The organism is Acinetobacter sp. ANC 4654, assembly GCF_002135425.1.
GTDB lineage: Bacteria > Pseudomonadota > Gammaproteobacteria > Pseudomonadales > Moraxellaceae > Acinetobacter > Acinetobacter kyonggiensis.
The window spans coordinates 144,103-168,940 of sequence record NZ_NEGL01000005.1 but is presented as its reverse complement, the minus strand read 5'-3'; the positions used below and the strand labels follow the sequence as shown (position 1 = coordinate 168,940).

Here is a 24,838-nt window from a genome sequence, read left to right as displayed (position 1 = left end):
AATTCATGAATAATTCAGTACAGTCTGAACAAAATACTTCAACGCTTTTTCAAGCTGAAGCATGGAAAGATGCGTTTATTAAACTGTTGCCACAACATGCATTTAAAAACCCAGTGATGGCAATTGTCTGGCTTGGTACGATTGTGACTTTAATCAGTACGATTTTAGGCAAAGCGAACTTTGTTTTTGGTTTGCTTGTGACTCTAATTTTATTTATTACCGTTTTGTTTGCCAATTATGCGGAAGCGATTGCCGAAGCCAAAGGACGTGGTCAGGCCTCCTCACTGAGACAGGCACGTCAAAACTTAACTGCAAGACGTATTGCAAATTTACACGATACTGATGGTGTGCAAATTGCTGCGGCTGCATTAAAGCTCAATGATTTGATCGAGGTGCGTGCAGGTGAACTGATTCCTTCAGATGGTGAAATTGTTCATGGTTTTGCCACCATTAATGAAGCTGCGGTGACAGGCGAGTCTGCACCTGTATTACGTGAGGCAGGAACGGATCGTTCAGGTGTGATTGGCGGAACCAAAGTTTTAACCGATCGTATTATCGTGCAAGTCACAGCAGAAGTGGGCAATAGCTTTTTAGACCGCATGATTGCTTTGGTGGAAGGTTCAAATCGTCAAAAAACACCGAATGAAATTGCACTGGGTATTTTACTGACTGTGATGACGATGACTTTTGTCATTGTTGTAATTAGCTTGCCGATTATTGGTCATTTTCTGAATATTGAAATTAATCCTATTTTGTTGGTGGCTTTATTGGTGTGTTTGATTCCAACCACCATTGGCGGCTTACTGCCTGCGATTGGTATTGCGGGAATGAACCGTGCTTTAAAAGCCAACGTGATTGCAAAATCAGGTAAAGCGGTTGAAATTGCAGGGGATATTGATGTCTTGCTTTTGGATAAAACAGGAACCATTACCTATGGGGATCGTCAGGCGACGGCATTTTATCCATTAGCTGGTGTTTCGGACGCGGAACTTCGTCAAGCTGCGGTATTGACCTCACTTGCAGATCCTACGCCTGAGGGAAAATCTGTGGTTGCACTGGCGAAAGAACAGGGCGAAAAAGTTCATGAACCTGAACAAGCTGAATTTATTCCATTTAATGCTTCAACCCGTATTTCAGGTGTGAATCTGGTCGATGGTCAGCAAATTCGTAAGGGTGCTTTGGATGCGATTTTAAAATTCACCTCACAGGATATTTCCCGTCATAGCGAACTCAGAACCCGTGTTGAACAAGTGGCATCGAAAGGGGCAACGCCTTTAGTTGTTGCTTATGGTCAAAACCTATTGGGTGTGATTGAACTGTCGGATGTGATTAAAGCGGGCATTAAAGAAAAGTTTGCACGTTTACGTGAAATGGGCATTAAAACAGTCATGGTGACTGGGGATAATCCGCTGACTGCTGCTGCCATTGCCGCTGAAGCAGGTGTGGATGATTATATTGCCGAAGCCAGACCTGAAGATAAGTTGAACTGTATTCGTGCTGAACAAAACAAAGGGCATTTGGTTGCGATGGTCGGTGATGGCACCAATGATGCACCAGCACTTGCGCAGGCAGATATAGGCTTGGCGATGAACTCGGGTACGCAAGCGGCCAAAGAAGCAGGCAATATGGTGGATTTAGATTCTGATCCAACCAAATTGTTGGCTGTAGTTGAAATTGGAAAACAACAATTGATTACCCGTGGCGCATTGACGACATTCTCTTTAGCCAACGATATTTCAAAATATTTTGCAATCTTACCTGCACTTTTTGTTGCCGCCATCCCACAAATGAGTGTGCTCAATGTCATGCAATTGGGCAGCTCTGAAAGTGCCATCCTTTCAGCACTAATTTTTAATGCCATCATTATTCCATTACTCATTCCCATTGCTTTACGTGGTGTGAAATTTAAACCGTCAACATCGACACAATTATTACGCCGTAACATGCTGATTTATGGTGTGGGTGGCGTGATATTACCATTTGTTGCAATCAAAGCCATTGATCTGGTGATCAGTCAAATATTGGTCGTTTAAGGAGCTGAACATGAATACTGTACATACAGAACATTTACTACAACCTTCATATGCCTCATTGCTTCGTGCATCTATTGGGTTAACCATTGTTGGTTTGGGTTTATGTGGTTTTTTATATAGTGCAACAGCGACAGGACTGGGACAGCTTTTATTTCCAGCGCAAGCCAATGGCAGTTTGATTGAATTAGATGGAGCGGTTTTAGGTTCAAATTTAGTGGCGCAACCCTTTACTGATCCGAAGTATTTTCAGCCCCGACCTTCGGCAGCCAATTATGATCCTATGGCCATGGCAGGCAGTAATATGGCGAGAACCAATCCTGAATTGACGAAAATGATTGAGCAACGTATAGCGGACATTGAAGCTAGGGACCATATAGAGGGTCGTCAAATTCCAAGTGATTTGGTGACTGCTTCTGGTAGCGGGATTGACCCTGAAATTAGTCTGAAATCGGCCATGATTCAGGTGCAACGTGTTGCAGCGGCTAGACATTTGTCTGATCAGCAGGTGATTGAGCTGATTCAGCAATATACCTTAAAGCCAACCTTTGGCGTGTTGGGGCAAGAGCGTATTAATGTACTTGAGTTAAATTTAGCTTTAGATCAGATAAAAGAATAATTCCTGTATATTTACCAGAAGGGTTGGTCATATTTTTTCACGACGGAGTCCTACCAGATAAAGTTTAATGGTAGGAGCTCGTTTATTACTTTTGTCATGGCAAAAGTAACCAAAACCGTTTGTCATCCGCTGAACTCGTCAAAATGCAATAGTGCTCAAATATTTCGCAGAAACATGATGGAATAGATTACTGTTTGCCTCGAACAGCAGCGGATGACGTTACCGCGTATCCTATTTTTAGTTCGGGTATAAATAATTTATATTTTCGAAAAGCAACATTGTTGATTTAATTATTTTAAAAAGATATTTCTATGGAAAATCGAAATAATAAAGTAGATGTTTTATTGCAACATGCCAAGCGCTATCAATCGGGGCGTTTAACCATCTTTTTAGGTGCTGCCCCAGGGGTAGGAAAAACCTATGCCATGTTGGTTCGAGCGCGTGATTTATTTCAGCAAGGGCAAAATATTGTTATTGCGTATATCGAAACACATGGTCGTGCGGAAACTGAAAGTTTAATTGAGGGATTACCCTGTATTCCCCGAAAAAAAATGCACTATCAAGGGCATCATCTTGAAGAAATGGATTTAGATGCCGTTTTAGCACAGAAAGCGCAAATTGTTTTGGTCGATGAATTTGCCCATACCAATATGCCCGGCAGTCGGCATGAAAAACGCTGGCAGGATATTAATGAACTGCTTGATGCTGGCATTGATGTTTTTACCACCATGAATATTCAGCATCTGGAAAGTTTAAATGATGTGATTTATCAGATTACAGGGATTCGGGTGAAAGAAACAGTACCTGATCGAGTGTTTGAACGTATCCGAGATATTCGCTTAATTGACTTACCAGTTAATGAGTTATTAGAGCGTTTAAATCAGGGCAAAGTGTATATTCCCGAGCAAGTTCAACATGCGCTACAGGGTTTTTTTAATAGTTCAAATTTAACCGCTTTACGTGAACTGGCCATGCAAACGGTTGCCAGTCATGTCGATAGCGATGTGCGTGAAAATTTCGCCTTACAAGGGCTGACCCCGATTCCCCTTAAGAATCATTTGCTGATTATGATTAATGGTTTAGGACAATCTGAAGCTTTGGTACGCGCAGGATGCCGTCTTGCTGAAAATCGTTTAGCCACTTGGACGGTGGTTGCTTTTATGGATGATCAGTATCAGCAGCAAAAAGAGAATCAACAGATCCATCAAACAGATGCACAAAGCAGGGAAATAGAACGGGCTTTGAATTTATGTCGGCAACTTGGTGGGATGACCGAAATTTTATACGGTCAGCAACATGCCAAAATACTGTCAGAATTTGCGCTTGAACGGGGCATTTCAACTTTGGTGTTGGCGCAGGAACAACCTAAAAAATATAGCTTCAACTTTAAATCCAATTTAATTGCGCAGATTTTAAAACATCATCCGCATTTTGAGCTGAGTATTGTTCCGATTCAATCGAAACAAAAAACGCTTCATCCTGTCACTCAAATTGGTTTATTTCTAAGTGTTAAAGAGTCACTATTGGTTTTGTTCACCACAATTGTCAGTATTATCATGGCAAATTTGGGGGAGAGGTATCTCGGCATTGAAGAACTTTCCGTCATTTTTATTACTGCTGTCGTGTTTGTTGCATCCAAAACCCGCATGATTGCAGCCGCATGTTCCGCGATCATTTTCTTCCTTGCATATAATTTTTTCTTTATTGCACCTAAATATACCTTCCAGATTTCGGCACATCAGGGCGTGATTACCGTTGTGGCATTTTTAGCTGCGGCACTGATTGCAAGTCGTTTAGCATCTCGTTTACGTGAGCAAGTGACCGCATTAAAAGCAGCCAATAGCTATAACAGCATTATGCAGGATTTAGGACAGAAGTTATCGACTGCTGTAAATAGTGAGCAGGTCAATGAAATTGCAAAACAAAGTTTAGAAAAAAATCTGCAAGCCGAGGTTCTACTCTATGGTCCTACCCCAGACTTGATGGGTAATGATCATACTGACTCGGCACTTTCAGATAAAGAGAAAATATCGGCAGCATGGAGCATTTCTAATCAGCAACCTTCGGGGCGTTTTACCCAAACTTTGACAGAAAATGAATGGTGGTTTTTGCCGCTTTTGGCATCGAAACAATGTTTGGGTGTGGTCGGCTTGAAGTTTACCCATGCTATGCAAATGCTGAGCGTTGAACAAAAGCGTTTAGCGGAAACCATGATTGAATATATCGCGCAGGCCATTTCACGAACCCAACTGAGTAAAGAATTGGAAATTGCCAATGTGACGTCTGAAACTGAAAAGCTACGTTCAGCCTTGTTATCTTCCGTTTCGCATGATTTACGTTCACCTTTAGCTTCAATGATTGGAGCCGCGGAGACTTTAAGTCATTATCGACATGCGATGGATGAGGCAGATCAAGACAGCCTACTAGAGGCGATTCATTTGGAAGGTGAACGCTTAGATCGTTATATCCAAAATTTATTGGATATGACTCGTTTAGGACATGAAGGCTTAAGTTTGAAACGGGACTGGATTGGAATCGATGAATTGGTCGGGTCAGCCGTGCGCCGTTTAAAGCGATATTTACCGAAAGTTCAGGTACGCATTAGCATGCCTGAAGAGGGGGTGAGTTTATTTGTACATGCTGCTTTAATTGAACAAGCCATTTTTAATGTCTTGGAAAATGCAGCGAAGTTTTCACCTGAAGATGAAGCCGTTGAAATTGAAGTTAAAAAGGTGAATGATGAGCAGGTACAAATTGCAATAAGTGATCAGGGTTTCGGGATACCTGAAGAAGAGCGTAATCGTATTTTTGATATGTTTTATACCATGCAACGTGGCGATCGTGGACAATACGGCACTGGTTTGGGATTGACCATTGTAAAAGCCATTATTGGGGCACATATGGGACAGATTTCAGCCACTGAAGCAAAAAATCATCGCGGAACCTGTATTCGCATTGTATTGCCGATACAGCATGGCATAAATGAGAAATGAATGAAAATGAATGATTTAAATGTTCCAAGCAATGCCGTGAATGTATTAATCATTGATGATGAACCACAAATCCGTAAGTTTTTGGATATTGCCTTACGTGCGCAAGGCTATAAAACTTTTTTGGCAGAAACTGGGCAGAGGGGACTGGAAATACTCGCCTTACAAGGTGCCGATTTGGTCATTTTGGATTTGGGTCTACCTGATTTAGATGGGAAACAGGTTTTAACAGAGCTTCGAGTTTGGTCACAAGTCCCCGTGATTATACTTTCAGTACGTGCGGATGAGACTGAAAAAGTGGCACTTTTGGATGCAGGGGCGAATGACTATGTGACCAAGCCTTTTAGTGTACAAGAGTTGATGGCACGTATACGGGTCATGTTGAGGAATCAGGTTGTACAGACAACAGAATCCGCTCTGTTTGATGATGGGGTATTAAAAATTGATTTTGCCCAACGACAAGTGTTTTTATCCAACGCGCTATTATCTTTAACCCGTAAAGAATTTCAACTCTTGATGCTGCTTGCTCAACATCGTGGGCAATTGATGACCCAACCCCAGATTTTAAAAGAATTATGGGGGCCGACACATCAGCAAGATACGCATTATTTACGCATTTTAGTGGCGAAATTACGCGCTAAGTTACAGGATGATGCCATTCATCCTCAATATATTGCGACGGAGTCAGGCGTGGGGTTAAGGTTTTTAGGTAAAGATGGTTTTCTACTGCATCGGTAAAAGAATAACCACGTTCATTCGTCATGGCGTTATCTTTAAGCATAGATGGAATGTGTCAGATGAATAACAAAAGGCAAACCTGACTCGAGATGATCAGGTTTGCTGTACACAATGCGCTAATGCTTAATTTATATTTCATTATTTTTATTGAATCAGAGTTTATGCTTTATAGGTGGACAGTAAAATACTGGTTTCGGTGTTATAAATTCCTGATATATTTCGTATTCTTTCTAATATTTTATCAAAACTTTCTAAGCTATCTGACTCTAATTCTACCAGTAAATCCCACTTGCCATTGGTCGTATGTAACGTCTGTACTGCCGAATCTAGGCGTAATGCTTTAACAACAGCACGGGTTTGGGTGCCTTCCACCATAATATTCATCCAAGCCCGAATGGTATTTTGGTTGGCACTGGGCTTAATCCGGATGGTATAGCCCATGATAATGCCGCTCATCTCCATATATTCAATTCGTTTTTGAACGGTGGCGCGTGAAACACGAATTTTATTGGCTAAATCGGTAATCGACATTCGGGCATTGTCACGCAGTAAACCAAGGATTTGGCTGTCGGTATCATTCATTTTGATTTTGTCACTTAGCAAATTGATAAAATTTATTTCATTTTAATTAAAATAACAACTTTTTTGAGTCAATTTGATTTTTCATACTATGTCTATGGACGCATACATGACATTTGGAAGCTTGTCTGGATAGATAAAGACCATGTTGTATGGCGTCACCTGTTTTTTTAATGGATTTGATCAAACGAATTTTACAAGGGAAAATATCTATGTCTTTGTCGTATGAAATGGAAAATAGCCGAGCATGGCAGACTTATCTTGCGCAGATTAATCAGGTTACTCCTTATTTAGAAGAAGATTTAATTCCTTTTGTGAATACATTAAAGCGACCAAAACGTGCGCTCATCGTAGATGTACCGATTGTGATGGATGATGGCTCTATTCAGCATTTTGAAGGCTACCGTGTTCAACACAATCTATCGCGTGGCCCGGGTAAAGGCGGAATTCGCTATCATCCAGATGTTGAGCTGAATGAAGTTATGGCATTGGCTGCTTGGATGACCATCAAGACCGCAGTACTGAATTTACCTTATGGTGGTGCCAAAGGCGGCGTTCGCGTCGATCCACGTAAATTGTCTCCTCGTGAGTTAGAGCGTTTGACGCGTCGCTTTACCAGCGAAATTAGCCCGATTATTGGCCCACAAACGGATATTCCAGCACCGGATGTAGGCACCAATGCCGACATTATGGGTTGGATGATGGATACCTATTCCAGCATTAAAGGTCATACCGTGACTAGCGTAGTAACGGGTAAGCCAGTGCACTTGGGTGGTTCATTGGGTCGTGTTCGTGCGACAGGTCGTGGCGTGTTTGTGACGGGCTTAGAAGTTGCCAAAAAAATCAATTTGTCAATTGAAGGCAGTCGTGTGGCGATTCAGGGTTTTGGTAATGTCGGCAGTGAAGCGGCTTACTTATTCCATAAAGCCAATGCCAAAGTGGTTTGTGTACAAGACCATACAGGCACGATCTATAGCGAGCAAGGTTTAGATGTTAAACAATTGCAAGAGCATGTAGCGCAGCATCAAGGTGTCGCAGGCTTCCCAGAAGCAAGCATGATTGATGATCAAGAATTTTGGACTATCGAGATGGATATCCTGATTCCTGCTGCTTTGGAAGGTCAGATTACTGCAGAACGTGCGCAAAATCTTACGGCCAAACTGATCTTGGAAGGTGCCAACGGTCCAACGTATCCAGAAGCTGAAGAGATTTTATTACAGCGTCAGATCAGCATTGTACCCGATGTATTGTGCAACGCTGGCGGGGTAACGGTCAGTTACTTCGAATGGGTACAGGACATGGCGAGCTATTTCTGGACGGAAGATGAAATTAATCAACGTTTGGACAAACTCATGATGTCAGCGGTTGAAGATGTTTGGAGTAAAGCGCAGGAAAAACAATGCAGCTTGCGTACCGCAGCTTACATTTTGGCATGTGAACGCATCTTGAAAGCACGTAAAGAACGCGGAATTTTCCCGGGCTAATCGTCGCTTCGCCACTGTTCACCATTTAGTTTAAGTAAAAATAAAGCCTTATTTATGTAAGGAAGAGGATCTCATGAGCCAAAATTTTCATCCGAATCGCCAAGACTTCAATCAGTATATGGTCCCTGTTTTTGCACCTGCACAATTTATTCCTGTACGAGGCGAAGGTTCTCGTTTGTGGGATCAGGCAGGTAAAGAATATATTGATTTTGCTGGTGGTATTGCCGTTAATGCTTTGGGGCATGCGCATCCTGTAGCGGTTAAAGCCTTGGTCGAACAAGGGCAAAAGCTTTGGCATATTGGCAATGGCTATACCAATGAACCGGTTTTGAATTTGGCAAAACAATTGGTCGAAAGTACTTTTGCCGATAAAGTCTTTTTCTGTAATTCAGGTGCAGAAGCCAATGAAGCGGCATTGAAATTAGCACGTAAGGTGGGCTTGCTTTCAGGTTCTGCCAATAAAAATAAAATTGTCGCTTTTCAAAATGCCTTTCATGGTCGCACATTATTTACTGTGACCGCAGGTGGTCAGCCAAAATATTCACAGGATTTTGCACCGCTGCCTGAAGGTATCCAGCATCTACCATTTAATGATTTGGACGCTGCACGTGCTGCCATTGACGCAGAAACTTGCGCAGTGATTGTCGAGCCGATTCAGGGCGAAGGTGGTGTGATTACCGCAACACCTGAGTTCTTAAAAGGCTTGCGTGAATTGTGTGATCAACATGGTGCTGTGTTGATTTTTGATGAAGTGCAAACAGGTGTGGGCCGTACAGGTTCGCTGTATGCCTACATGAATACTGAAGTGACACCAGACATCTTAACCACAGCGAAAGCTTTGGGCGGTGGTTTCCCCATTGGTGCGATGATCGCTACAGACAAATACGCCAATATGTTTGTGGTGGGTGATCACGGTACAACTTATGGCGGTAACCCGTTGGCGTCTGCGGTGGCAAGCGCGGTATTTGAGTTTATTAATACGCCTGAAGTCTTGAATGGTGTACGTACTCGTGCACAGATTTTTGCCGAAGGCTTAAATGAGCTGAATGCACGCTATGGCCTGTTTGAAGAAATTCGCGGCCAAGGTCTGTTAATCGGCTGTGTACTGAAAGCTGAATATGCTGGCAAGGCCAAAGACATTGTTACCCTTGCGGGTCAGGAAGGCTTGTTGGCTTTGGTGGCTGGCCCGAATGTCGTGCGTTTTACACCGTCATTAATTATTGCTGAAGAGCAGATTAAAGAAGGCTTACAGCGCTTTGACCGTGCTTTAGCGCGTTTCGTTAACGAGAAATAGGCTTCTCGCTATGATGATTGTTAGACATGCAGAGCATAAAGACCTCGACGATATCTATATTTTGGCAGGGAAGTCAGGCATTGGCCTGACCTCTCTTCCACAAAATAAAGAAATTTTGTCTGCCCGTATTTTACGCACCCAAAATACCTTGCAAGGCCAAGCTGCCCAAAGTGAACAGGGCTATCTTTTTGTCTTGGAAGATACCGAATTACAACGTGTGGTGGGGGTCAGCGCAATAGAGGTTTCTGTCGGTCTGACTGAGCCATTTTATAATTATCACGTGGGCAAGCAGGTGCATGCATCACAAGCGCTGAATGTTTATCAGACGCTGAATACGCTGTTTCTAAGTAATGACCATACGGGATGCAGCGAATTATGCACCTTATTTCTTGACCCTGACTTCCGCAAAAATCAGAACGGCAAATTTTTGTCCAAAATCCGCTTCCTATTTATGGCGGCTTTTCAGGACTGCTTTAAAAATACGCTGATTGCTGAAATGCGTGGTTACTCAGATGAAAATGGGCGTTCGCCATTCTGGGATGCGCTGGGTCATCATTTCTTTGATATGGACTTTGCTACCGCAGACTATTTAAGCGGCATTGGTCAGAAAGTCTTTATTGCAGAACTGATGCCACGTTTTCCAGTGTATATGGACCTGCTTCCTTCCGCTGCGCAGCAAGTGATTGCGCAAGTGCATCCACAGACTTTGCCAGCAGCGCATGTGCTGGAAACGGAAGGGCTACGCTATCAGGGCTATGTCGATATTTTTGATGCTGGCCCGACACTGGAAGCTGAAATTAAAGATTTGCGCGCTGTTCAGAACAGCCACGTCTGTAAGGTGAAGGTAGTGCCTGAAGTACAGGAAGGCACCATCCGCTATTTGGTTGCCAATGACTGCTATCAGCATTACCGCGCCATTCTGGTCAGCAATCAGGCGGATCACGCAAGCTTGCCTTTAACTGTCGCACAGGCCGAGGCCTTGGGTGTACAGGCTGGGCAGTGCGTTCGTCTGCTGCCTTTAGATATCATGGAGAAATAATAATGTCACAAGGAAATTTATATATTAACGGAGCATGGTCTCCTGCGCATGGCGCAGTGTGGAACAAACTTGATCCGGTGACTCAACAGCCAATTTGGCAAGGTGCTGAAGCAACTGCGGACGAAGTAGAGCAGGCTTGTCAGTCTGCACGTGCCGCTTTTGTAGCGTGGGCACGTCGTCCTTTAGCAGAACGTCTTGAAATTATTCAACGCTTTGCCACTTTGTTGGAACAGAACAAACAGCAGTTAGCGACGGTGATCAGTCGTGAAACCAGCAAACCACTTTGGGAAACCCTCACTGAAGTTCAGGCGATGATGGGCAAAGTAGCGATTTCAATTCGTGCCTATCATGAGCGTACTGGGGAAAGCCTGACTGAAATGGCGGATGGGGCTGCATCATTGCGCCACCGTCCACATGGCGTATTGGCTGTATTCGGACCGTACAATTTTCCGGGTCATTTACCCAATGGTCATATTGTTCCTGCCTTGATCGCAGGCAATACCGTGGTGTTTAAGCCGAGTGAGTTGACACCGTGGACGGCAGAAGAAACCGTGAAGTTATGGCAAGCCGCAGGTTTACCTGATGGTGTGTTGAACTTGGTTCAAGGTGGTCGTAGCACAGGCGAAGCGCTTGCACAATCAAGTGAAATTGATGGTTTATTGTTCACGGGCAGTGCCAACACAGGCTACCACTTACATCAGCAATTGGCAGGTGCGCCGGAAAAGATTTTGGCGCTCGAAATGGGTGGCAATAACGCACTGATTATTGATGAAATTACCGATATTGATGCTGTAGTGAATTTGACCATTCAATCGGCTTTTGTTTCTGCGGGACAGCGTTGTACTTGTGCACGCCGTTTAATTATTAAAAACGGTACAGAAGGCGATGCCTTCATCCAGCGCTTGCTTGAAGTGACGCGTGATCTGGTGGTCGGTCAATGGGATGCACAGCCGCAACCTTTCATGGGCGGTGTGATTTCCTTAAATGCTGCGCAACAGATTTTACAAGCACAGCAGCGTCTGATTGATTTAGGCGCAACCCCGTTATTGTCAGTGACACAGCCAGATGCGAATAGCAGTCTATTAAGCGCTGGAATTCTTGAAGTGACTGGTGTCAGCAATGTGCCTGATGAAGAATACTTTGGACCACTGAGCTGTATTTACCGCTATGACAACTTTGATGAAGCACTGAAAATTGCCAACGCAACACGTTTTGGTTTGTCTGTTGGCTTAGTTTCTCCAGATCGTGATTTGTTTGAGCGTTTGTTAATTGAAGCACGTGCAGGCATTGTCAACTGGAACAAACCCTTAACTGGCGCTTCAAGTGCAGCACCTTTTGGTGGCGTTGGTGCATCGGGCAACCATCGTGCAAGTGCCTTCTATGCGGCAGATTATTGTGCATGGCCAATGGCATCGCTTGAAAGTGATCAGGTAAATTTACCTGAGAAATTATCGCCAGGCATTGTGCTGTAGTTCAAGGATAGGGAGTTTAAAATGTCAGGCTATGAAATTAATTTTGATGGTTTAGTTGGACCGACGCATCATTATGCGGGATTGTCGTTCGGGAACGAAGCATCGACCAAAAACCGAAATAATGTTTCTAATCCTAAACTTGCTGCCAAGCAAGGCCTTTTAAAAATGAAGGCTTTGTCGGATATGGGCTTGAAGCAAGGCGTATTTGCACCGCAAGAACGTCCACATGTACCGACTTTACGTAAGTTAGGCTTTCGCGGTGATGATCACAGTGTGATTGAACAGGCGATGCGTACATCTCCTGCATTGTTGTCTGCACTCAGTTCAGCGTCATGTATGTGGACAGCAAATGCGGCAACGGTTTCTCCTTCGGCAGACAGTGCGGATGGACGTGTGCATTTTACTGCGGCCAATTTGAATAACAAATTCCATCGTTCTATTGAACATGAAACCACGTCACGTGTTATGGCCGCGATGTTTAATGATGAACGTCATTTTGCTCATCATGCTGCATTGCCACCTGTCTCATTATTTGGCGATGAAGGTGCTGCCAATCATAACCGTTTAGGCGGTGCTTATGATCAAGCCAGCGTACAAGTGTTTGTTTATGGGCAGCAATTTTTGGGTGGCGGTATTGGCCCGAAACATTATCCTGCACGTCAGTCGCTTGAAGCCAGTGAAGCCGTTGCACGCCTACACCAGCTTAATCCTGCGCAAACTGTATTTGTGCAGCAGCATCCGGATGTAATTGACCAAGGTGTCTTCCACAATGACGTGATTGCGGTGAGCAACCAACAGGTCTTATTCCATCACCAGCAAGCCTTCTTAAATCAGACCGAAGCGTTGACTGAAATCCGCCAGAAGATGGCGCATTTAGAACAGGACTTTATTTCGATAGAAGTGCCTGAGCAGCGTGTGTCGGTGCAAGATGCGGTGAATACCTATTTGTTTAACAGTCAGTTGTTGACTCGTCCAGATGGCGGTATGAGCATCGTTGTACCAGAAGAATCGCGTCAAAATAAAGCGGTATGGGACTATCTGAGTGACATGATCCAGATGGGTACACCGATTGATGACATTAAAGTCTTCGACTTGCGTGAAAGCATGCGCAATGGTGGTGGGCCAGCTTGTTTACGCTTGCGTGTCGCGGTAAATGAAGCAGAACTACAAGCGATTAATCCGAATGTGTTGATGAATGACAGTTTGTTCAATCGTTTAAATGTATGGGTAGATCAACATTACCGTGATGCAATGACTCAGCAAGATTTGGCCGACCCGATGTTGTTGATTGAAAGCCGTACGGCATTGGACGAATTAACCCAAATCCTTGGATTGGGTTCAGTTTACCACTTCCAGCAATAGTTCAGCACACGAGTTGAAAGCACATGATTGATTTCTTAGGTCTGGTTTTAGAAGCAAAACAACCCGCGTTATCGCGGGGAGTGCTAGACAGTTTTACATGGGAATGGCTGGCTGAAGGGGTTTTATCTTTGACCCCGAAACAGGCCTATGAAAAAGTTGTGGTGCTTTCAGCAGGTGTACATGGCAATGAAACTGCGCCAATCGAATTATTGGCACAGTTGAGTCAGGATATTTTTACGGGACAGTTGGAACTGAAGGTTCGCTTGCTGTTGATTTTGGGCAACCCTGAAGCGATTCGTTCAGGTCAACGCTATATTGAAAATGACATGAACCGCATGTTTTGCGGTGTACAGCAGCAATTTTTGGCAACGACAGAAGCACAGCGTGTGGTAGAACTGGAGCAAATCGTGACGGATTTCTTCACAAACAGCCATGCGCAAGCGCAGCTTTACCATTATGACCTGCATACGGCTATTCGCCCATCATTGCTGCCAACCTTTGCTTTATTTCCGTACCAAACCCATGCCTATGATGCTGCATTGCTTGCCAGCCTGAATGCTGCGGAGCTTGATGCTGTTGTGTATCACAATGCCGTAGGAAAAACCTTCACACATTTCACCAGTTCAAAATTTCAGGCCGCAAGTGCCACCTTGGAACTGGGACATGCCAAGCCTTTTGGTCAAAATGATTTATTGGCATTCTCTGCCATCGATCAGGTGTTGCGGACTGTATTGAGCGCACAAGATTTGCCAATGCGTAAGAAAAAGGCGATGCAAACCTTTCAGGTCGCGGATTCCATCATTAAAACGGAAGATGATTTTCAGCTTAATGTTGCAGATTCCGCACCTAATTTTTCAGTGTTCCAGTCTGGTGCAGTGATTGCCACACAGCAGGGTAAACCTTATGTGGTGGCGCAGCAGCCGATCTGGATTTTATTTCCCAATCCTCAGGTGAAAAAAGGTCTCAGGGCAGGCCTACTTTTAACTGAAGTCAATTAATTTGTTTTTAAGTGTCATATTTTAAAATGGTGAAATTATAGTTTTAGGCTGCATAGTTTTGGTTAACTTTTTAAATGGAATTAAATATATGGATATTGTTAACAATATAAATTTAATATATTCACGCGAAGATGATTTTTATATTAATCTTCAGCGGGAAGGTTTATATCGTGTTTTATTTAAGCTCATGTTTTTTAATAGAAAGTAATTTTATTTTGGCATGTATGTTGCATCTTGCGACAATTATATCAGGTAACTCTAGATTTTAAGGATATGGAATCTTGCACCTGAATAATATGCAGAATAAGTGTATTAAAAATATGTGTGGCTGAATATTGGATTGCGAAAATCAATGATTGATTTCTGCGTAATCCCATATTTACAACCTGATGTGTTGTAAATTGGAGTAATAAACATGATGAATGGCAACAAGAACAATCGATCAAATGAAGCGCTGGAAGGTGATTTGCTGGGCGGGCATCATTATGAGTCGGTTGAAGAAGAAAAATTAGAGCGGTCACTGACGAACCGGCATATTCAGATGATCGCCATTGGCGGTGCTATTGGCACGGGTCTATTTATGGGATCGGGCAAGACACTGGCTGTGTCGGGCACCTCGATTATTTTGACCTATTTAATTATTGGCTTTTTCTTCTTCTTCGTCATGCGTGCGATGGGAGAGCTTCTGCTTTCCAATACCAACTATAAGTCTTTTGCTGATTTTGCCACGGCTTATTTAGGCCCTTGGGCAGGCTTTTTCTTAGGCTGGTCATATTGGCTAAGCTGGATTGTGACTGCAATTGCGGATGTGATTGTGATTGGCGGCTATGCCCAGTTTTGGTATCCCGATTTACCCGCATGGATACCAGCTTTTAGCTCCATTGCCATTTTAACTTTGCTCAATTTTGTTGCGGTAAAATTGTTTGGTGAAGTCGAATTTTGGTTTGCTCTAATTAAGATTGTCGCGATTATCTTGCTTCTGATGGTGGGGATTTATTTGGTCACCATTGGTTTCGTCTCTCCAGATGGTGTTAAGGCTTCTTTGGCACATGTTGTCGATCGGCAATCCATGTTTCCATATGGCGTGAGTGGTTTCTTAGCAGGCTTCCAGATTGCTGTTTTTGCTTTTGTCGGTATTGAATTGGTTGGGACAACGGCAGCAGAAACCAAAGATCCGCATACTGCTTTACCACGTGCGATTAACTCTATTCCTTTACGAATTTTATTGTTCTACGTTGGCGCACTGGTATGTATTATTGCAGTAACGTCTTGGGCACATATCTCACCTGATAAAAGTCCGTTCGTGGAAATGTTTACCCTCATTGGCTTGCCTGCTGCGGCCAGTATTGTCAACTTTGTTGTCGCAACTTCTGCAATGTCTTCGGCAAACAGCGGCGTCTTTGCCACCAGTCGTATGTTATATGGTTTGGCGGTTGAAAAAGATGCACCTAAAAGCTTTGGTCGCTTGTCAAAAAGCAAAGTGCCTGTGCTTAGTTTGTTGTTTTCGATGTTGTGTGTGGTGATTGGTACATCCATTTTATTTGTTGTGCCGAATGTGATGACGGCCTTTATTATTATTTCTGCCTTTACCTCTATTTTGTGTATTTTCACCTTTGCGATGATTATTTTGTCCTATTTGGCATATCGCAAAAAAGCACCAGAATTACATCAACAATCTGCTTATAAGATGCCGGGTGGGGTCTTTATGGCGTGGATTACCTTGGCTTTTCTGATTTTTGTGGTTGCGATCTTGGCATTAGATCATGACACCATGATTTCTTTGGCTTTTTCACCTTTGTGGTTCATCGGACTCTTTATTGCTTATCGCTACAAGAGTAAAAAATACGTGCAACGTTCATGGATTTTGACCCATGGAAAGCGTATAGAACCTGAGGAATTTAACGAGAATAACTAGGGTCTGTTGAGAATTAGCGAGCATTTGTTGACCTTTGTTATTTAAAAATAGCGGGAAGTAAAATTCAATGAGCAAACTGAATTTACTTCCCGCTTTGACTTGTACAATGCTGACGAATCATAGTCCGTATACAAATCTCATTAAATGTATAACAACTGCTAGGATCATCCATGATGCAAAAGTTGCATCTGATTTAGGCGTTAAATTCGACTGAAGACAAAACCGAAATTGTTTGAAACCAGTTAAAGTGCCTAGTATCAGCTATACGAGATCAGTCATATTATGACCCAAGATCAATTAACGCATGGTGACGAATTCTTCGGCTGAAGTAGGATGTATGGCGACTGTATCGTCAAAGTCTTTTTTGGTGGCACCCATTTTTAGGGCGACGGCAAAACCTTGCAGGATTTCATCCATTCCGTAACCAATACCATGAATACCAATAATTTTTTCCTCTGTGCCAGAACAAATCAATTTCATTTTTGAAACTTGTCGATGCTGCGTGACTGCCGTATACATAGAGGTAAAAGACGAGCTATAGACCTTAATTTGATCTTGACCAAATTGGGCAATGGCTTGTTCTTCGGTTAAACCAACAGTCCCAATAGGGGGATGACTAAACACAACTGTCGGTATATTTTCGTAATTGAGATATTCTTCAGATTTGCCATTGAACAAGCGCTCTGAAAGTTTGCGACCAGCAGCAACGGCAACAGGCGTTAATTCTGCTTTTCCAGTAATATCTCCTACAGCATAAAGACCAGATTGGGTGGTATTTTGAAATTGATCAACTTGAATGTAGCCTGAATCATTCAATTGAATATGGGTACGCTCTAATTTAAGCGCTTTCGTGTTGGGCTCTCTTCCTATCGCCCAGATCAGACAATCAATTATATGCTGCGTGCCATCCTCAAGCTGTAAAAGCAGAGACTGATCTTCGAGTTTGGACACTTTAACCGGAGTCGCTTGCGTATGAACTTGAATGTGATCACTTCGCATACTTTCTAATAAGGTTTTACCTAAAAACTGGTCTAGACTACGTAAAGGCAAATGCTTACGTATGAAAAGTTGAACATCGGAACCTAAAGAATTTAAAACACCTGCGAGTTCAACCGCGATATAACCTGAGCCAATAATTGCGGTACGTTTTGGTAATTTTTGTAATTCAAAGAAACCATTTGAATCAATGCCATGTTCTGCCCCTTCAATATTCGGGCGCGAAGGCTGCGTTCCTGTGGCGATTAAAATATGCTCTGCTGTGAATGTTTCACCGTTGACTTCAATTGTTTTATGATCAAGAAATGTCGCGAAGCCATGAATAACATCGACCTGATTTTTGCTGAGGCCAGATTGATAAGAGGCATGAATTCTTTGGATATAAGCTTGTCTATTTTCGACGAGCTTTTTCCAGTCGAAGCTTTTGAGTTCGCTATTAAAGCCATAATCAGAACCATATTTTTGAATGGCATCCGCAATTTGAGCGGAATACCACATGACTTTTTTAGGCACACAGCCGACATTGACACATGTCCCACCCAGATCACCCGCTTCAATCAAAGCACATTTTTTGCCATAAGACGCAGCACGATTCACCGATGCAATTCCGCCACTCCCTCCACCAATTGCAATGTAGTCATAGTGTTTAGACATAAAGTACCTCGTTCTATTTTCAAGTTATTTTATTTGAGATGGACGCTTGATTGTAAACGCTCAAAGTAAGCATAAAAGAAGTTTAACATTGGCTAAATTTAAGTCATTGCAATGTTTTGTATCCATTTCTGCCAGAAGTTGTTGTTTGTTTGACGCTGAGTATTGACCAATATCTTGTAGCGAGTGATTTGTTTAGCTCACTTTTATGTTAAACAATTTACAGGAAATAATGTAGGGTTTTATCGTGGAAAAGACAGGGTGAAATTGGGATATGAGGAACTGTTGTAAATTTATAAAATCTTAATTTAAATATGAATGATCAGCACCTACAGCGAATACCACGCCAATAATAAATATAGAGCAGTAGATAAAGAACCACAAAATTGCTCGTTTAAATGCTTTATCTGAAATAGAGCTATCGGCATATTGGGGGGCCTTTCTTGAATTTTGATCTTTGTTCATTGTCAAATCTCTATCAATATTGAAGATAAAATGATTATGTAGCGTTTGACTTAAGAGCTGTAGATACAAAAAATGATTAAAAAAATATAACAAATTTTTGTGTTTTGATTCTTTTGTTATCGTGATCTGGATATAAATGCACCATCAGGCTATTTGCCTCAGTCATTTTTTGATTTATGCACGTTATCTAATACATGAATTTGCCTTTATATAAAATCAGCGAGTCAAAATACAGGTGTAAATGAAATCATTGCCAAGAATTTCAATATGTACTGATCCGCTAGAATGATGTTATAAAAATATGCTAGCTTTAGCTTATAGTGATCTTGAGTTGAGATTGTGAACTTTTAACAGACTCTATATAAAACAATATCTTATCGATATTTTTAGGGTCATTTGGGTTTGTGGGCAAAGTTTAAAAACCGATTCTGATGGCATTGTGCTGCATCATGATGTCTAATTTAGACTCAGCCCTGTATTATTTAAATAATGGATTCGTTCGGGATATGATCATGGATGGTTTATCTAAATTTTCTTGGCAGGATATCAAGCATAACTTTTATAACACTGGCGAGCTTCCAGAGTCTATTGAAAAAAATTCGCCTATTATTCAAGCATGGGAGCAATCTAAACAAGCAGGGCTAAGCCCATTTTTCAAAGTGACCTCTTTACAGGGCTTTCCTTTAGACAGCTTGTCATTAGAAGATCAAAATTTAGCTGCGCTTACAGAGGTGGTTTTAGACGATATATGGCAACTATTTGGACAGCAAGATGTCAGTGTCTATTTAATTAATAACCATTCAAAAATTATTGCAGAAAAGCACAATTCCTCCTTGGGTGAAAAATATCATTTTTTACAGCCGGGTCGAATTATTGAACTGTCAACTTTTGGCGCAATTGCTCCCACGTGTAGTATCCGTTCCAAACAACCTATGGTAATGGTGGGGCATCAGCATTATCTGAATGAATTTGCCGATTATTCCTGTGCTTCAGTCCCTGTTTTTAATGGCTGTGGTGATGTATTGGGGGCTTTGAATGTCACTTCTACACGAGGTTTATTGGCAACCAATTGGTTAAGACATTTACTGTATCAAAGCTATGTTTTAGAAAATAAAATTATTTTATCCAAGATAAAAACCAATCAGCGTGTTTTACATTTTCAGCACTCTAAAGATCTGTTACATAATGCTTATGCTGGACTGATTGTGATTGATGAATTTGGACAGGTGCTTAAAGTCAACCAAATGGCATTAAAGTTGTTAAATTGTACTGTTGAGCATTTATTGAAGCAGAATATTTCGGACTTCTTTGTTGCAGAGCATTTTTTCCAACATCAGAGCGAAGCGTCATTTTTTATACAAAGTCATGATCATGCCTTTTTCTATGCTTATTTAGAAACAATCGTTCAGAAGTCACAGGCTATTCATAAGCCAATTCAAACTGCGACGGATGTCGATAAAGCTTTTAAAGCACTTCAAGCGGATATTCCTATATTAATTACGGGTGAAACAGGTACGGGTAAAGATCATTTTGCGCAAAACTTACATCAAAAACTGAATGCAAGTTTGCCCTTTATCTCGATTAATTGTGGCGCAATTCCAGAAAATCTACTTGAAGCTGAATTATTCGGTTATGAGGGCGGTGCATTTACGGGGGCGAAAAAACAGGGTGAAAAAGGGTTGGTTGAATTAGCAGATCAGGGGATTTTATTTTTAGATGAAATTGGTGATTTACCCTTACATTTGCAAGTGAAAATTTTAAGAGTATTGCAAGATCAGCATTTTTACCGTGTCGGTGGGCGTAAGCCCATTAAATCATCATTTCGTTTGATTTGTGCAACCAATCAAAATTTAAAGAAAATGGTGGAACAACAGGCATTTCGCAGTGATTTGTATTATCGGATTAGAGGTTTTGAGGTTTATTTAGAGCCGTTACGCTTACGCGCAGACAAGCAATCTATTCTGCATTCCATTTTAACCAGTTTAGAGGTTTCCGATTGGACACTTCAGGTTGAACAGCAGTTTAATCAATATCCATGGCCGGGAAATATTCGTGAGCTGATTCATGTGCTTAAACTATCCACTGCATTTAAAGAAGGAACGTGTTTAGAACAACTCTGTTTACCCGAATCGCAGGTGTCCTTGCTGACATTAACTGAGGATAGCACTTTACTTCAAGCTAATTTAGAAACGGTGACTAAGCGATTAATTCTTCAGGTCTTACAAGAAGAAAAGGGTAATATTGCGCGTACAGCCAAACGGCTCAATATTTCTAGAACGACGGTATATAAATATTTAGATAGCTAATCTTTAATTTTCGCATCATTAAAAAAGTGATTGTCTGTTTATTGGACAGTCACTTTTTTATTGTGTCCATTTTATGAACATGGGTGAGTTTTTATTTTTATAAGATATTGATTAATAATGTTTAAATTATTGGCATGTAAACTGCAATTATTCTATTGCTCATACTCGATGAACAAGGACTCTGGATGATTTTTGGCAAAGGCTCAACTGATTTAACTGCCATTAAAAGTTCAAAAAAGAGATGAGTCATTAAGGATAATTTGAATGAAAGGAAACATATTATGCATTTTAGGAATAAAAATGCGTTACTTCTCATACTGAGTGGTTTACTCGCACAACATAGCCATGCCATTGATGTGAATGCGGGGGATTATACGGCTTTACCAAGTGGAACCAATGTCGGTGTTTTTTATTATCAACATGGTGAAATGGATGGCTATTATCAAAATGGTGATAAAGCCCGTGCCGAATCTACATCTGATATTGGGATTGCACGCTTCATTCATTACACCGATATTGCAGGCTTAAGAGCAACGCCACAAATTGTTATACCCTTTGGATCGGTGCGTAATACTCAAATTGCTGATGCGCATTTAAACAATGCATCGGGTTTTGCTGACCCCATCATTGCCTCCGCTTTTTGGTTCATCAATCAACCTGAACAAGGCGTTTCTGGTCGCTATCTTGCAGTAACGCCATTTATTTATTTGCCGCTTGGGCAATACGATAAAAATGATGCCGTCAATTTGGGTGAAAACCGTTTTAAATATGATTTGCAATTGGCTTGGGTACAACCGCTTTATGGCAAATTGGGTTTTGAGTTTTATCAAGATGCAATTTGGTATGGCGACAATGATGAAGCAGGCAGTGGCAATCAGACATTGTCTCAAGACACCAGCTATCAAACACAGGTCAATTTACGTTATGACCTGAATGCCAAGCAACGGATTGCCCTTGGTTATGCCGCAAATTATGGTGGTGATCAGTCCCTTGATGGCATCTCGCTTCAACAGAACATGGAAAAACAACAAGCTCGATTTGAGTTCCAGCAAATGGTTAATTCAAGAACCCAATTGAGTGCGCAGTTGGTTTCAGACACTCAGGTCGAAAGCGGATTCAAGAAAGATTTAGGATTGAATTTTCGACTTTTTTACATTTTTTAATTCAAAGCATGGTGTATGACAACACATGAATTGTTTTAGTTTTGCGACTATAAAATTTGAACAGTAAATAAATTGTCTCACTAAATTTTAAGAGGTCATGATGTCTATACTAGCAAAAGAGATTTGGGATAAAAAACTATTCAACGGTTCATGGCAGCCAGCTCAAGCAACTTATAACGTGGTTGAAGTGGCTACAGGTCAAGGACTGGGTGAAATTGGTTATGCCTCTGGAGCAGAGGTTGTAAGTGCTGCGAAAGAAGCGAAATTAGCACAAAAACAATGGTGGTCTTTGTCTTATCAAGAACGCCAAGCGGTATTTGAACGTGCAGCCGCTTTACTCACAGAAAACCAAGCAGATGTCATTGAATGGTTAGTGAAAGAAAGTGGTTCTTTACAACTTAAAGCTGGGTTTGAAGTCAGTATTTGTATACAAGTGCTCAAGCATTGTATTGGTTTACCTGCGGCTGAACAGGGCACATTACTGCCGACACAAAATGGCAAATTAAGTATCGCCAAACGCGTACCCTTAGGTGTGGTTGGGGTCATTTCACCATTTAATTTTCCGCTGTATTTAGCATTACGTGCGGTTGCACCTGCCTTGGCACTAGGCAATGCGGTGGTGCTTAAACCAGATGAACGCACAGCCGTGTGTAGTGGTTATGCGATTGCACGTATTTTTGAACTTGCAGGCTTACCGAAGGGGCTTTTACATGTATTACCGGGCGGTGCTGAAGTTGGGGAAGCACTGACACTAGATAAAAATATTGCCAGTATTCAGTTCACAGGCTCAACAGATGTTGGGCGTATTGTTGGTGCCAATGCCGCAAAGACTTTAAAGAAAGTATCTTTAGAGTTAGGCGGTAAAAACTCGCTGATTATTCTGGATGATGCCGATATTGAGTTGGCTGCCGAAAATATTGCATGGGGTGCATTTTTGCATTCAGGGCAGATTTGTATGACTTCAGGCAAAATTTTGATTCATCAAAATATTTACGAACAAGTCAAACAGCGTGTGATTGAAAAAGTGAAGAACTTTGTGGTGGGTAATCCGTGTGACAGTCAGGTCACCATTGGCCCTCTGATTAATGCTAAACAAGCGCAACGTGTAGAAAAATTGGTGAATGCAGCGGTTGCAGAAGGGGCAACACTGGAAATTGGTGGACATGCTGATGGCGTATTTTTCCAGCCAACTGTACTTTCCAATGTGAGCCAAGATAACCCCATTTTTAGTGAAGAAATTTTTGGCCCTGTTGCCGTTCTCATTTCCTTTAGTACAGATGAACAAGCGATTGAGTTAGCCAATGACGGTGACTATGGACTTTCCGCAGGCATTATTAGCTCAAATGTTGGACGAGGTATGCAGCTTGGTGCTCAGCTCAATGTTGGTTTACTACACATCAATGACCAAACCGTAAATGATGAAACGGTCAATCCATTTGGTGGTTTCGGTGCATCAGGAAATGGAACACGCATAGGCGGCCCTGCCAATGCAGATGAATTTACCCAGTGGCAGTGGATGACCGTACAGGCTCAAGCACCACATTATCCTTTTTAATGACTTGAATGACACATTACAGGAAGTAATCGTATGAACGAAATGAAAGACATTGTTGCCGCAGTGACAGCATGTAAAGGCGCAGACTTTGAGCTGCAAGCGCTTAAAATCCGCCAACCGAAAGGCGATGAAGTGCTGGTGAAAGTGGTCGCCACAGGCATGTGTCATACCGACTTAATTGTCCGTGATCAATATTATCCTGTACCGCTGCCTGCCGTTCTTGGGCATGAAGGGGCGGGCATTATTGAGGCCATTGGCCCGAATGTCACTGACCTTCAAGTCGGCGATCATGTGGTTTTAACCTATGGTTATTGTGGTAAATGTACGCAATGTAATACAGGCAATCCGGCCTATTGTTCAGAGTTTTTTGGCCGCAACTTTAGTGGTGCTGACCTAGAAGGGCACAGTGCAATTTGTACCCATGATCATGCTGTAGTACACGATCACTTTTTTGCTCAGTCCTCCTTTGCAACCCATGCTTTAAGCCGTGAAAACAATACGGTTAAAGTCACCAAAGATGTACCAATCGAGTTATTGGGGCCTTTAGGCTGTGGCATTCAAACGGGTGCTGGTGCGTGTATAAATGCTTTAAAAGTAACACCTGCGAGTAGTTTTGTGACATGGGGTGCGGGTGCTGTTGGCTTAAGTGCATTGCTTGCGGCAAAAGTATGTGGTGCTGCAATCATTATCGCTGTCGATATTGTCGAATCTCGTTTAGAGCTGGCAAAACAGTTGGGCGCAACCCATGTGATTAACAGCAAAACGCAAGATCCTGTCGCTGCAATCAAAGAAATTACGGGTGGTGGGATCAATTTTGCTTTGGAATCCACTGGACGACCTGAAATCTTAAAACAGGGCATTGATGCATTGGGTATTTTAGGCAAAATCGCGGTTGTTGGCGCCCCACCTTTAGGGACAACGGCTCAGTTTGATGTGAATGATTTATTGTTGGGCGGAAAAACAATTCTTGGTGTGGTTGAAGGCAGTGGTTCACCGAAGAAATTTATTCCAGAGTTAGTCACACTGTATCAACAAGGTAAATTTCCATTTGATCAGCTGGTAAAGTTCTATGCTTTTGATGAAATCAATCAAGCTGCTATAGATAGCCAAACAGGGATTACCCTTAAGCCAATTATCAAGATTGGCTGATTTTTGATGACCTGATCATATTGATGTGATCAG

Annotated in this window: 18 protein-coding genes; 15 read left to right on the top strand and 3 right to left on the bottom strand. The window is 42.1% G+C overall.

Features of this window, described 5'->3' with window-relative positions:
* The first annotated feature begins 5 nt into the window (after positions 1 to 5).
* The 4 genes from kdpB to B9T24_RS09445 all read left to right on the top strand — a co-directional run bounded on the left by kdpB (position 6) and on the right by B9T24_RS09445 (position 6,377).
* Complete coding sequence (gene kdpB, locus B9T24_RS09460) at positions 6 to 2,033, top strand: potassium-transporting ATPase subunit KdpB (RefSeq protein WP_086165533.1); 2,028 nt, start codon at positions 6 to 8, stop codon at positions 2,031 to 2,033.
* A 10-nt stretch (positions 2,034 to 2,043) separates the two neighbouring features.
* Complete coding sequence (kdpC, locus tag B9T24_RS09455; protein WP_086165532.1) at positions 2,044 to 2,649, top strand: potassium-transporting ATPase subunit KdpC; 606 nt, start codon at positions 2,044 to 2,046, stop codon at positions 2,647 to 2,649.
* Positions 2,650 to 2,960: 311 nt separating this feature from the next.
* Positions 2,961 to 5,642, top strand: a complete 2,682-nt coding sequence (locus B9T24_RS09450; protein WP_086165531.1) for a sensor histidine kinase — start codon at positions 2,961 to 2,963, stop codon at positions 5,640 to 5,642.
* 6 nt (positions 5,643 to 5,648) lie between these two features.
* Positions 5,649 to 6,377 (top strand): response regulator, encoded by a 729-nt coding sequence (locus B9T24_RS09445; RefSeq protein ID WP_086165613.1) that lies wholly within the window; start codon positions 5,649 to 5,651, stop codon positions 6,375 to 6,377.
* A gap of 159 nt (positions 6,378 to 6,536) precedes the next feature.
* Here B9T24_RS09445 and B9T24_RS09440 read toward each other — a convergent pair whose 3' ends face one another.
* Complete coding sequence (locus B9T24_RS09440; RefSeq protein ID WP_086165530.1) at positions 6,537 to 6,959, bottom strand: Lrp/AsnC family transcriptional regulator; 423 nt, start codon at positions 6,957 to 6,959, stop codon at positions 6,537 to 6,539.
* A 209-nt stretch (positions 6,960 to 7,168) separates the two neighbouring features.
* Between B9T24_RS09440 and B9T24_RS09435 the strand changes: the two genes are divergently transcribed.
* The 7 genes from B9T24_RS09435 (at position 7,169) to B9T24_RS09405 (ending at position 16,520) form a co-directional block, all read left to right on the top strand.
* Positions 7,169 to 8,440: a Glu/Leu/Phe/Val family dehydrogenase gene (locus B9T24_RS09435; RefSeq protein WP_086165612.1), complete on the top strand. Its 1,272-nt coding sequence runs from the start codon at positions 7,169 to 7,171 to the stop codon at positions 8,438 to 8,440.
* Between the two features lie 73 nt (positions 8,441 to 8,513).
* The gene (locus tag B9T24_RS09430; protein WP_086165529.1) at positions 8,514 to 9,734 is read left to right on the top strand and encodes an aspartate aminotransferase family protein; all 1,221 of its coding nucleotides are present in this window, start codon (positions 8,514 to 8,516) and stop codon (positions 9,732 to 9,734) included.
* 10 nt (positions 9,735 to 9,744) lie between these two features.
* On the top strand, positions 9,745 to 10,773 hold the full coding sequence (gene astA, locus B9T24_RS09425) for an arginine N-succinyltransferase (RefSeq protein WP_086165528.1): 1,029 nt from the start codon (positions 9,745 to 9,747) through the stop codon (positions 10,771 to 10,773).
* A 2-nt stretch (positions 10,774 to 10,775) separates the two neighbouring features.
* A complete protein-coding gene (astD, locus tag B9T24_RS09420) occupies positions 10,776 to 12,245 on the top strand; it encodes a succinylglutamate-semialdehyde dehydrogenase (RefSeq protein ID WP_086165527.1) in 1,470 nt (489 codons plus the stop codon).
* Positions 12,246 to 12,266: 21 nt separating this feature from the next.
* Positions 12,267 to 13,607, top strand: coding sequence for an N-succinylarginine dihydrolase (astB, locus tag B9T24_RS09415; RefSeq protein WP_086165526.1), 1,341 nt, complete (start codon positions 12,267 to 12,269; stop codon positions 13,605 to 13,607).
* Positions 13,608 to 13,630: 23 nt separating this feature from the next.
* Positions 13,631 to 14,605, top strand: a complete 975-nt coding sequence (astE, locus tag B9T24_RS09410) for a succinylglutamate desuccinylase (protein ID WP_086165525.1) — start codon at positions 13,631 to 13,633, stop codon at positions 14,603 to 14,605.
* Positions 14,606 to 15,020: 415 nt separating this feature from the next.
* The gene (locus B9T24_RS09405) at positions 15,021 to 16,520 is read left to right on the top strand and encodes an amino acid permease (protein ID WP_086165524.1); all 1,500 of its coding nucleotides are present in this window, start codon (positions 15,021 to 15,023) and stop codon (positions 16,518 to 16,520) included.
* A gap of 297 nt (positions 16,521 to 16,817) precedes the next feature.
* Here B9T24_RS09405 and gorA read toward each other — a convergent pair whose 3' ends face one another.
* Positions 16,818 to 18,170 carry a glutathione-disulfide reductase gene (gene gorA / locus B9T24_RS09400; protein WP_086165523.1) on the bottom strand — a complete coding sequence of 451 codons (1,353 nt, stop codon included), beginning with the start codon at positions 18,168 to 18,170 and terminating at the stop codon, positions 16,818 to 16,820.
* Positions 18,171 to 18,470: 300 nt separating this feature from the next.
* Entirely contained in the window at positions 18,471 to 18,632 is a 162-nt protein-coding gene (locus tag B9T24_RS16900; protein WP_171264882.1) for a hypothetical protein, read from the bottom strand.
* Positions 18,633 to 19,144: 512 nt separating this feature from the next.
* Here B9T24_RS16900 and B9T24_RS09395 point away from each other — a divergent pair.
* From B9T24_RS09395 to B9T24_RS09380, 4 genes are all read left to right on the top strand, one after another.
* Entirely contained in the window at positions 19,145 to 20,938 is a 1,794-nt protein-coding gene (locus B9T24_RS09395) for a sigma-54-dependent Fis family transcriptional regulator (RefSeq protein ID WP_086165611.1), read from the top strand.
* Between the two features lie 281 nt (positions 20,939 to 21,219).
* On the top strand, positions 21,220 to 22,101 hold the full coding sequence (locus tag B9T24_RS09390) for a transporter (protein ID WP_086165522.1): 882 nt from the start codon (positions 21,220 to 21,222) through the stop codon (positions 22,099 to 22,101).
* A 100-nt stretch (positions 22,102 to 22,201) separates the two neighbouring features.
* Positions 22,202 to 23,656: a benzaldehyde dehydrogenase gene (locus B9T24_RS09385; RefSeq protein WP_086165521.1), complete on the top strand. Its 1,455-nt coding sequence runs from the start codon at positions 22,202 to 22,204 to the stop codon at positions 23,654 to 23,656.
* Between the two features lie 33 nt (positions 23,657 to 23,689).
* Complete coding sequence (locus B9T24_RS09380; RefSeq protein ID WP_086165520.1) at positions 23,690 to 24,805, top strand: NAD(P)-dependent alcohol dehydrogenase; 1,116 nt, start codon at positions 23,690 to 23,692, stop codon at positions 24,803 to 24,805.
* The last annotated feature ends 33 nt before the right edge of the window (positions 24,806 to 24,838 follow it).

Excerpts from the sequence above, each read along its gene's own strand:
- astB (WP_086165526.1), top strand. The coding sequence starts at position 12,267 with ATGTCAGGCTATGAAATTAATTTTGATGGTTTAGTTGGACCGACGCAT.
- B9T24_RS09440 (WP_086165530.1), bottom strand. The coding sequence starts at position 6,959 with ATGAATGATACCGACAGCCAAATCCTTGGTTTACTGCGTGACAATGCC.
- kdpC (WP_086165532.1), top strand. The coding sequence starts at position 2,044 with ATGAATACTGTACATACAGAACATTTACTACAACCTTCATATGCCTCA.
- B9T24_RS16900 (WP_171264882.1), bottom strand. The coding sequence starts at position 18,632 with ATGAACAAAGATCAAAATTCAAGAAAGGCCCCCCAATATGCCGATAGC.
- gorA (WP_086165523.1), bottom strand. The coding sequence starts at position 18,170 with ATGTCTAAACACTATGACTACATTGCAATTGGTGGAGGGAGTGGCGGA.
- B9T24_RS09385 (WP_086165521.1), top strand. The coding sequence starts at position 22,202 with ATGTCTATACTAGCAAAAGAGATTTGGGATAAAAAACTATTCAACGGT.
- B9T24_RS09405 (WP_086165524.1), top strand. The coding sequence starts at position 15,021 with ATGATGAATGGCAACAAGAACAATCGATCAAATGAAGCGCTGGAAGGT.
- astA (WP_086165528.1), top strand. The coding sequence starts at position 9,745 with ATGATGATTGTTAGACATGCAGAGCATAAAGACCTCGACGATATCTAT.
- kdpB (WP_086165533.1), top strand. The coding sequence starts at position 6 with ATGAATAATTCAGTACAGTCTGAACAAAATACTTCAACGCTTTTTCAA.
- B9T24_RS09380 (WP_086165520.1), top strand. The coding sequence starts at position 23,690 with ATGAACGAAATGAAAGACATTGTTGCCGCAGTGACAGCATGTAAAGGC.
- astE (WP_086165525.1), top strand. The coding sequence starts at position 13,631 with ATGATTGATTTCTTAGGTCTGGTTTTAGAAGCAAAACAACCCGCGTTA.
- B9T24_RS09445 (WP_086165613.1), top strand. The coding sequence starts at position 5,649 with ATGAATGATTTAAATGTTCCAAGCAATGCCGTGAATGTATTAATCATT.
- B9T24_RS09450 (WP_086165531.1), top strand. The coding sequence starts at position 2,961 with ATGGAAAATCGAAATAATAAAGTAGATGTTTTATTGCAACATGCCAAG.
- astD (WP_086165527.1), top strand. The coding sequence starts at position 10,776 with ATGTCACAAGGAAATTTATATATTAACGGAGCATGGTCTCCTGCGCAT.
- B9T24_RS09435 (WP_086165612.1), top strand. The coding sequence starts at position 7,169 with ATGTCTTTGTCGTATGAAATGGAAAATAGCCGAGCATGGCAGACTTAT.
- B9T24_RS09390 (WP_086165522.1), top strand. The coding sequence starts at position 21,220 with ATGCATTTTAGGAATAAAAATGCGTTACTTCTCATACTGAGTGGTTTA.
- B9T24_RS09430 (WP_086165529.1), top strand. The coding sequence starts at position 8,514 with ATGAGCCAAAATTTTCATCCGAATCGCCAAGACTTCAATCAGTATATG.
- B9T24_RS09395 (WP_086165611.1), top strand. The coding sequence starts at position 19,145 with ATGGATGGTTTATCTAAATTTTCTTGGCAGGATATCAAGCATAACTTT.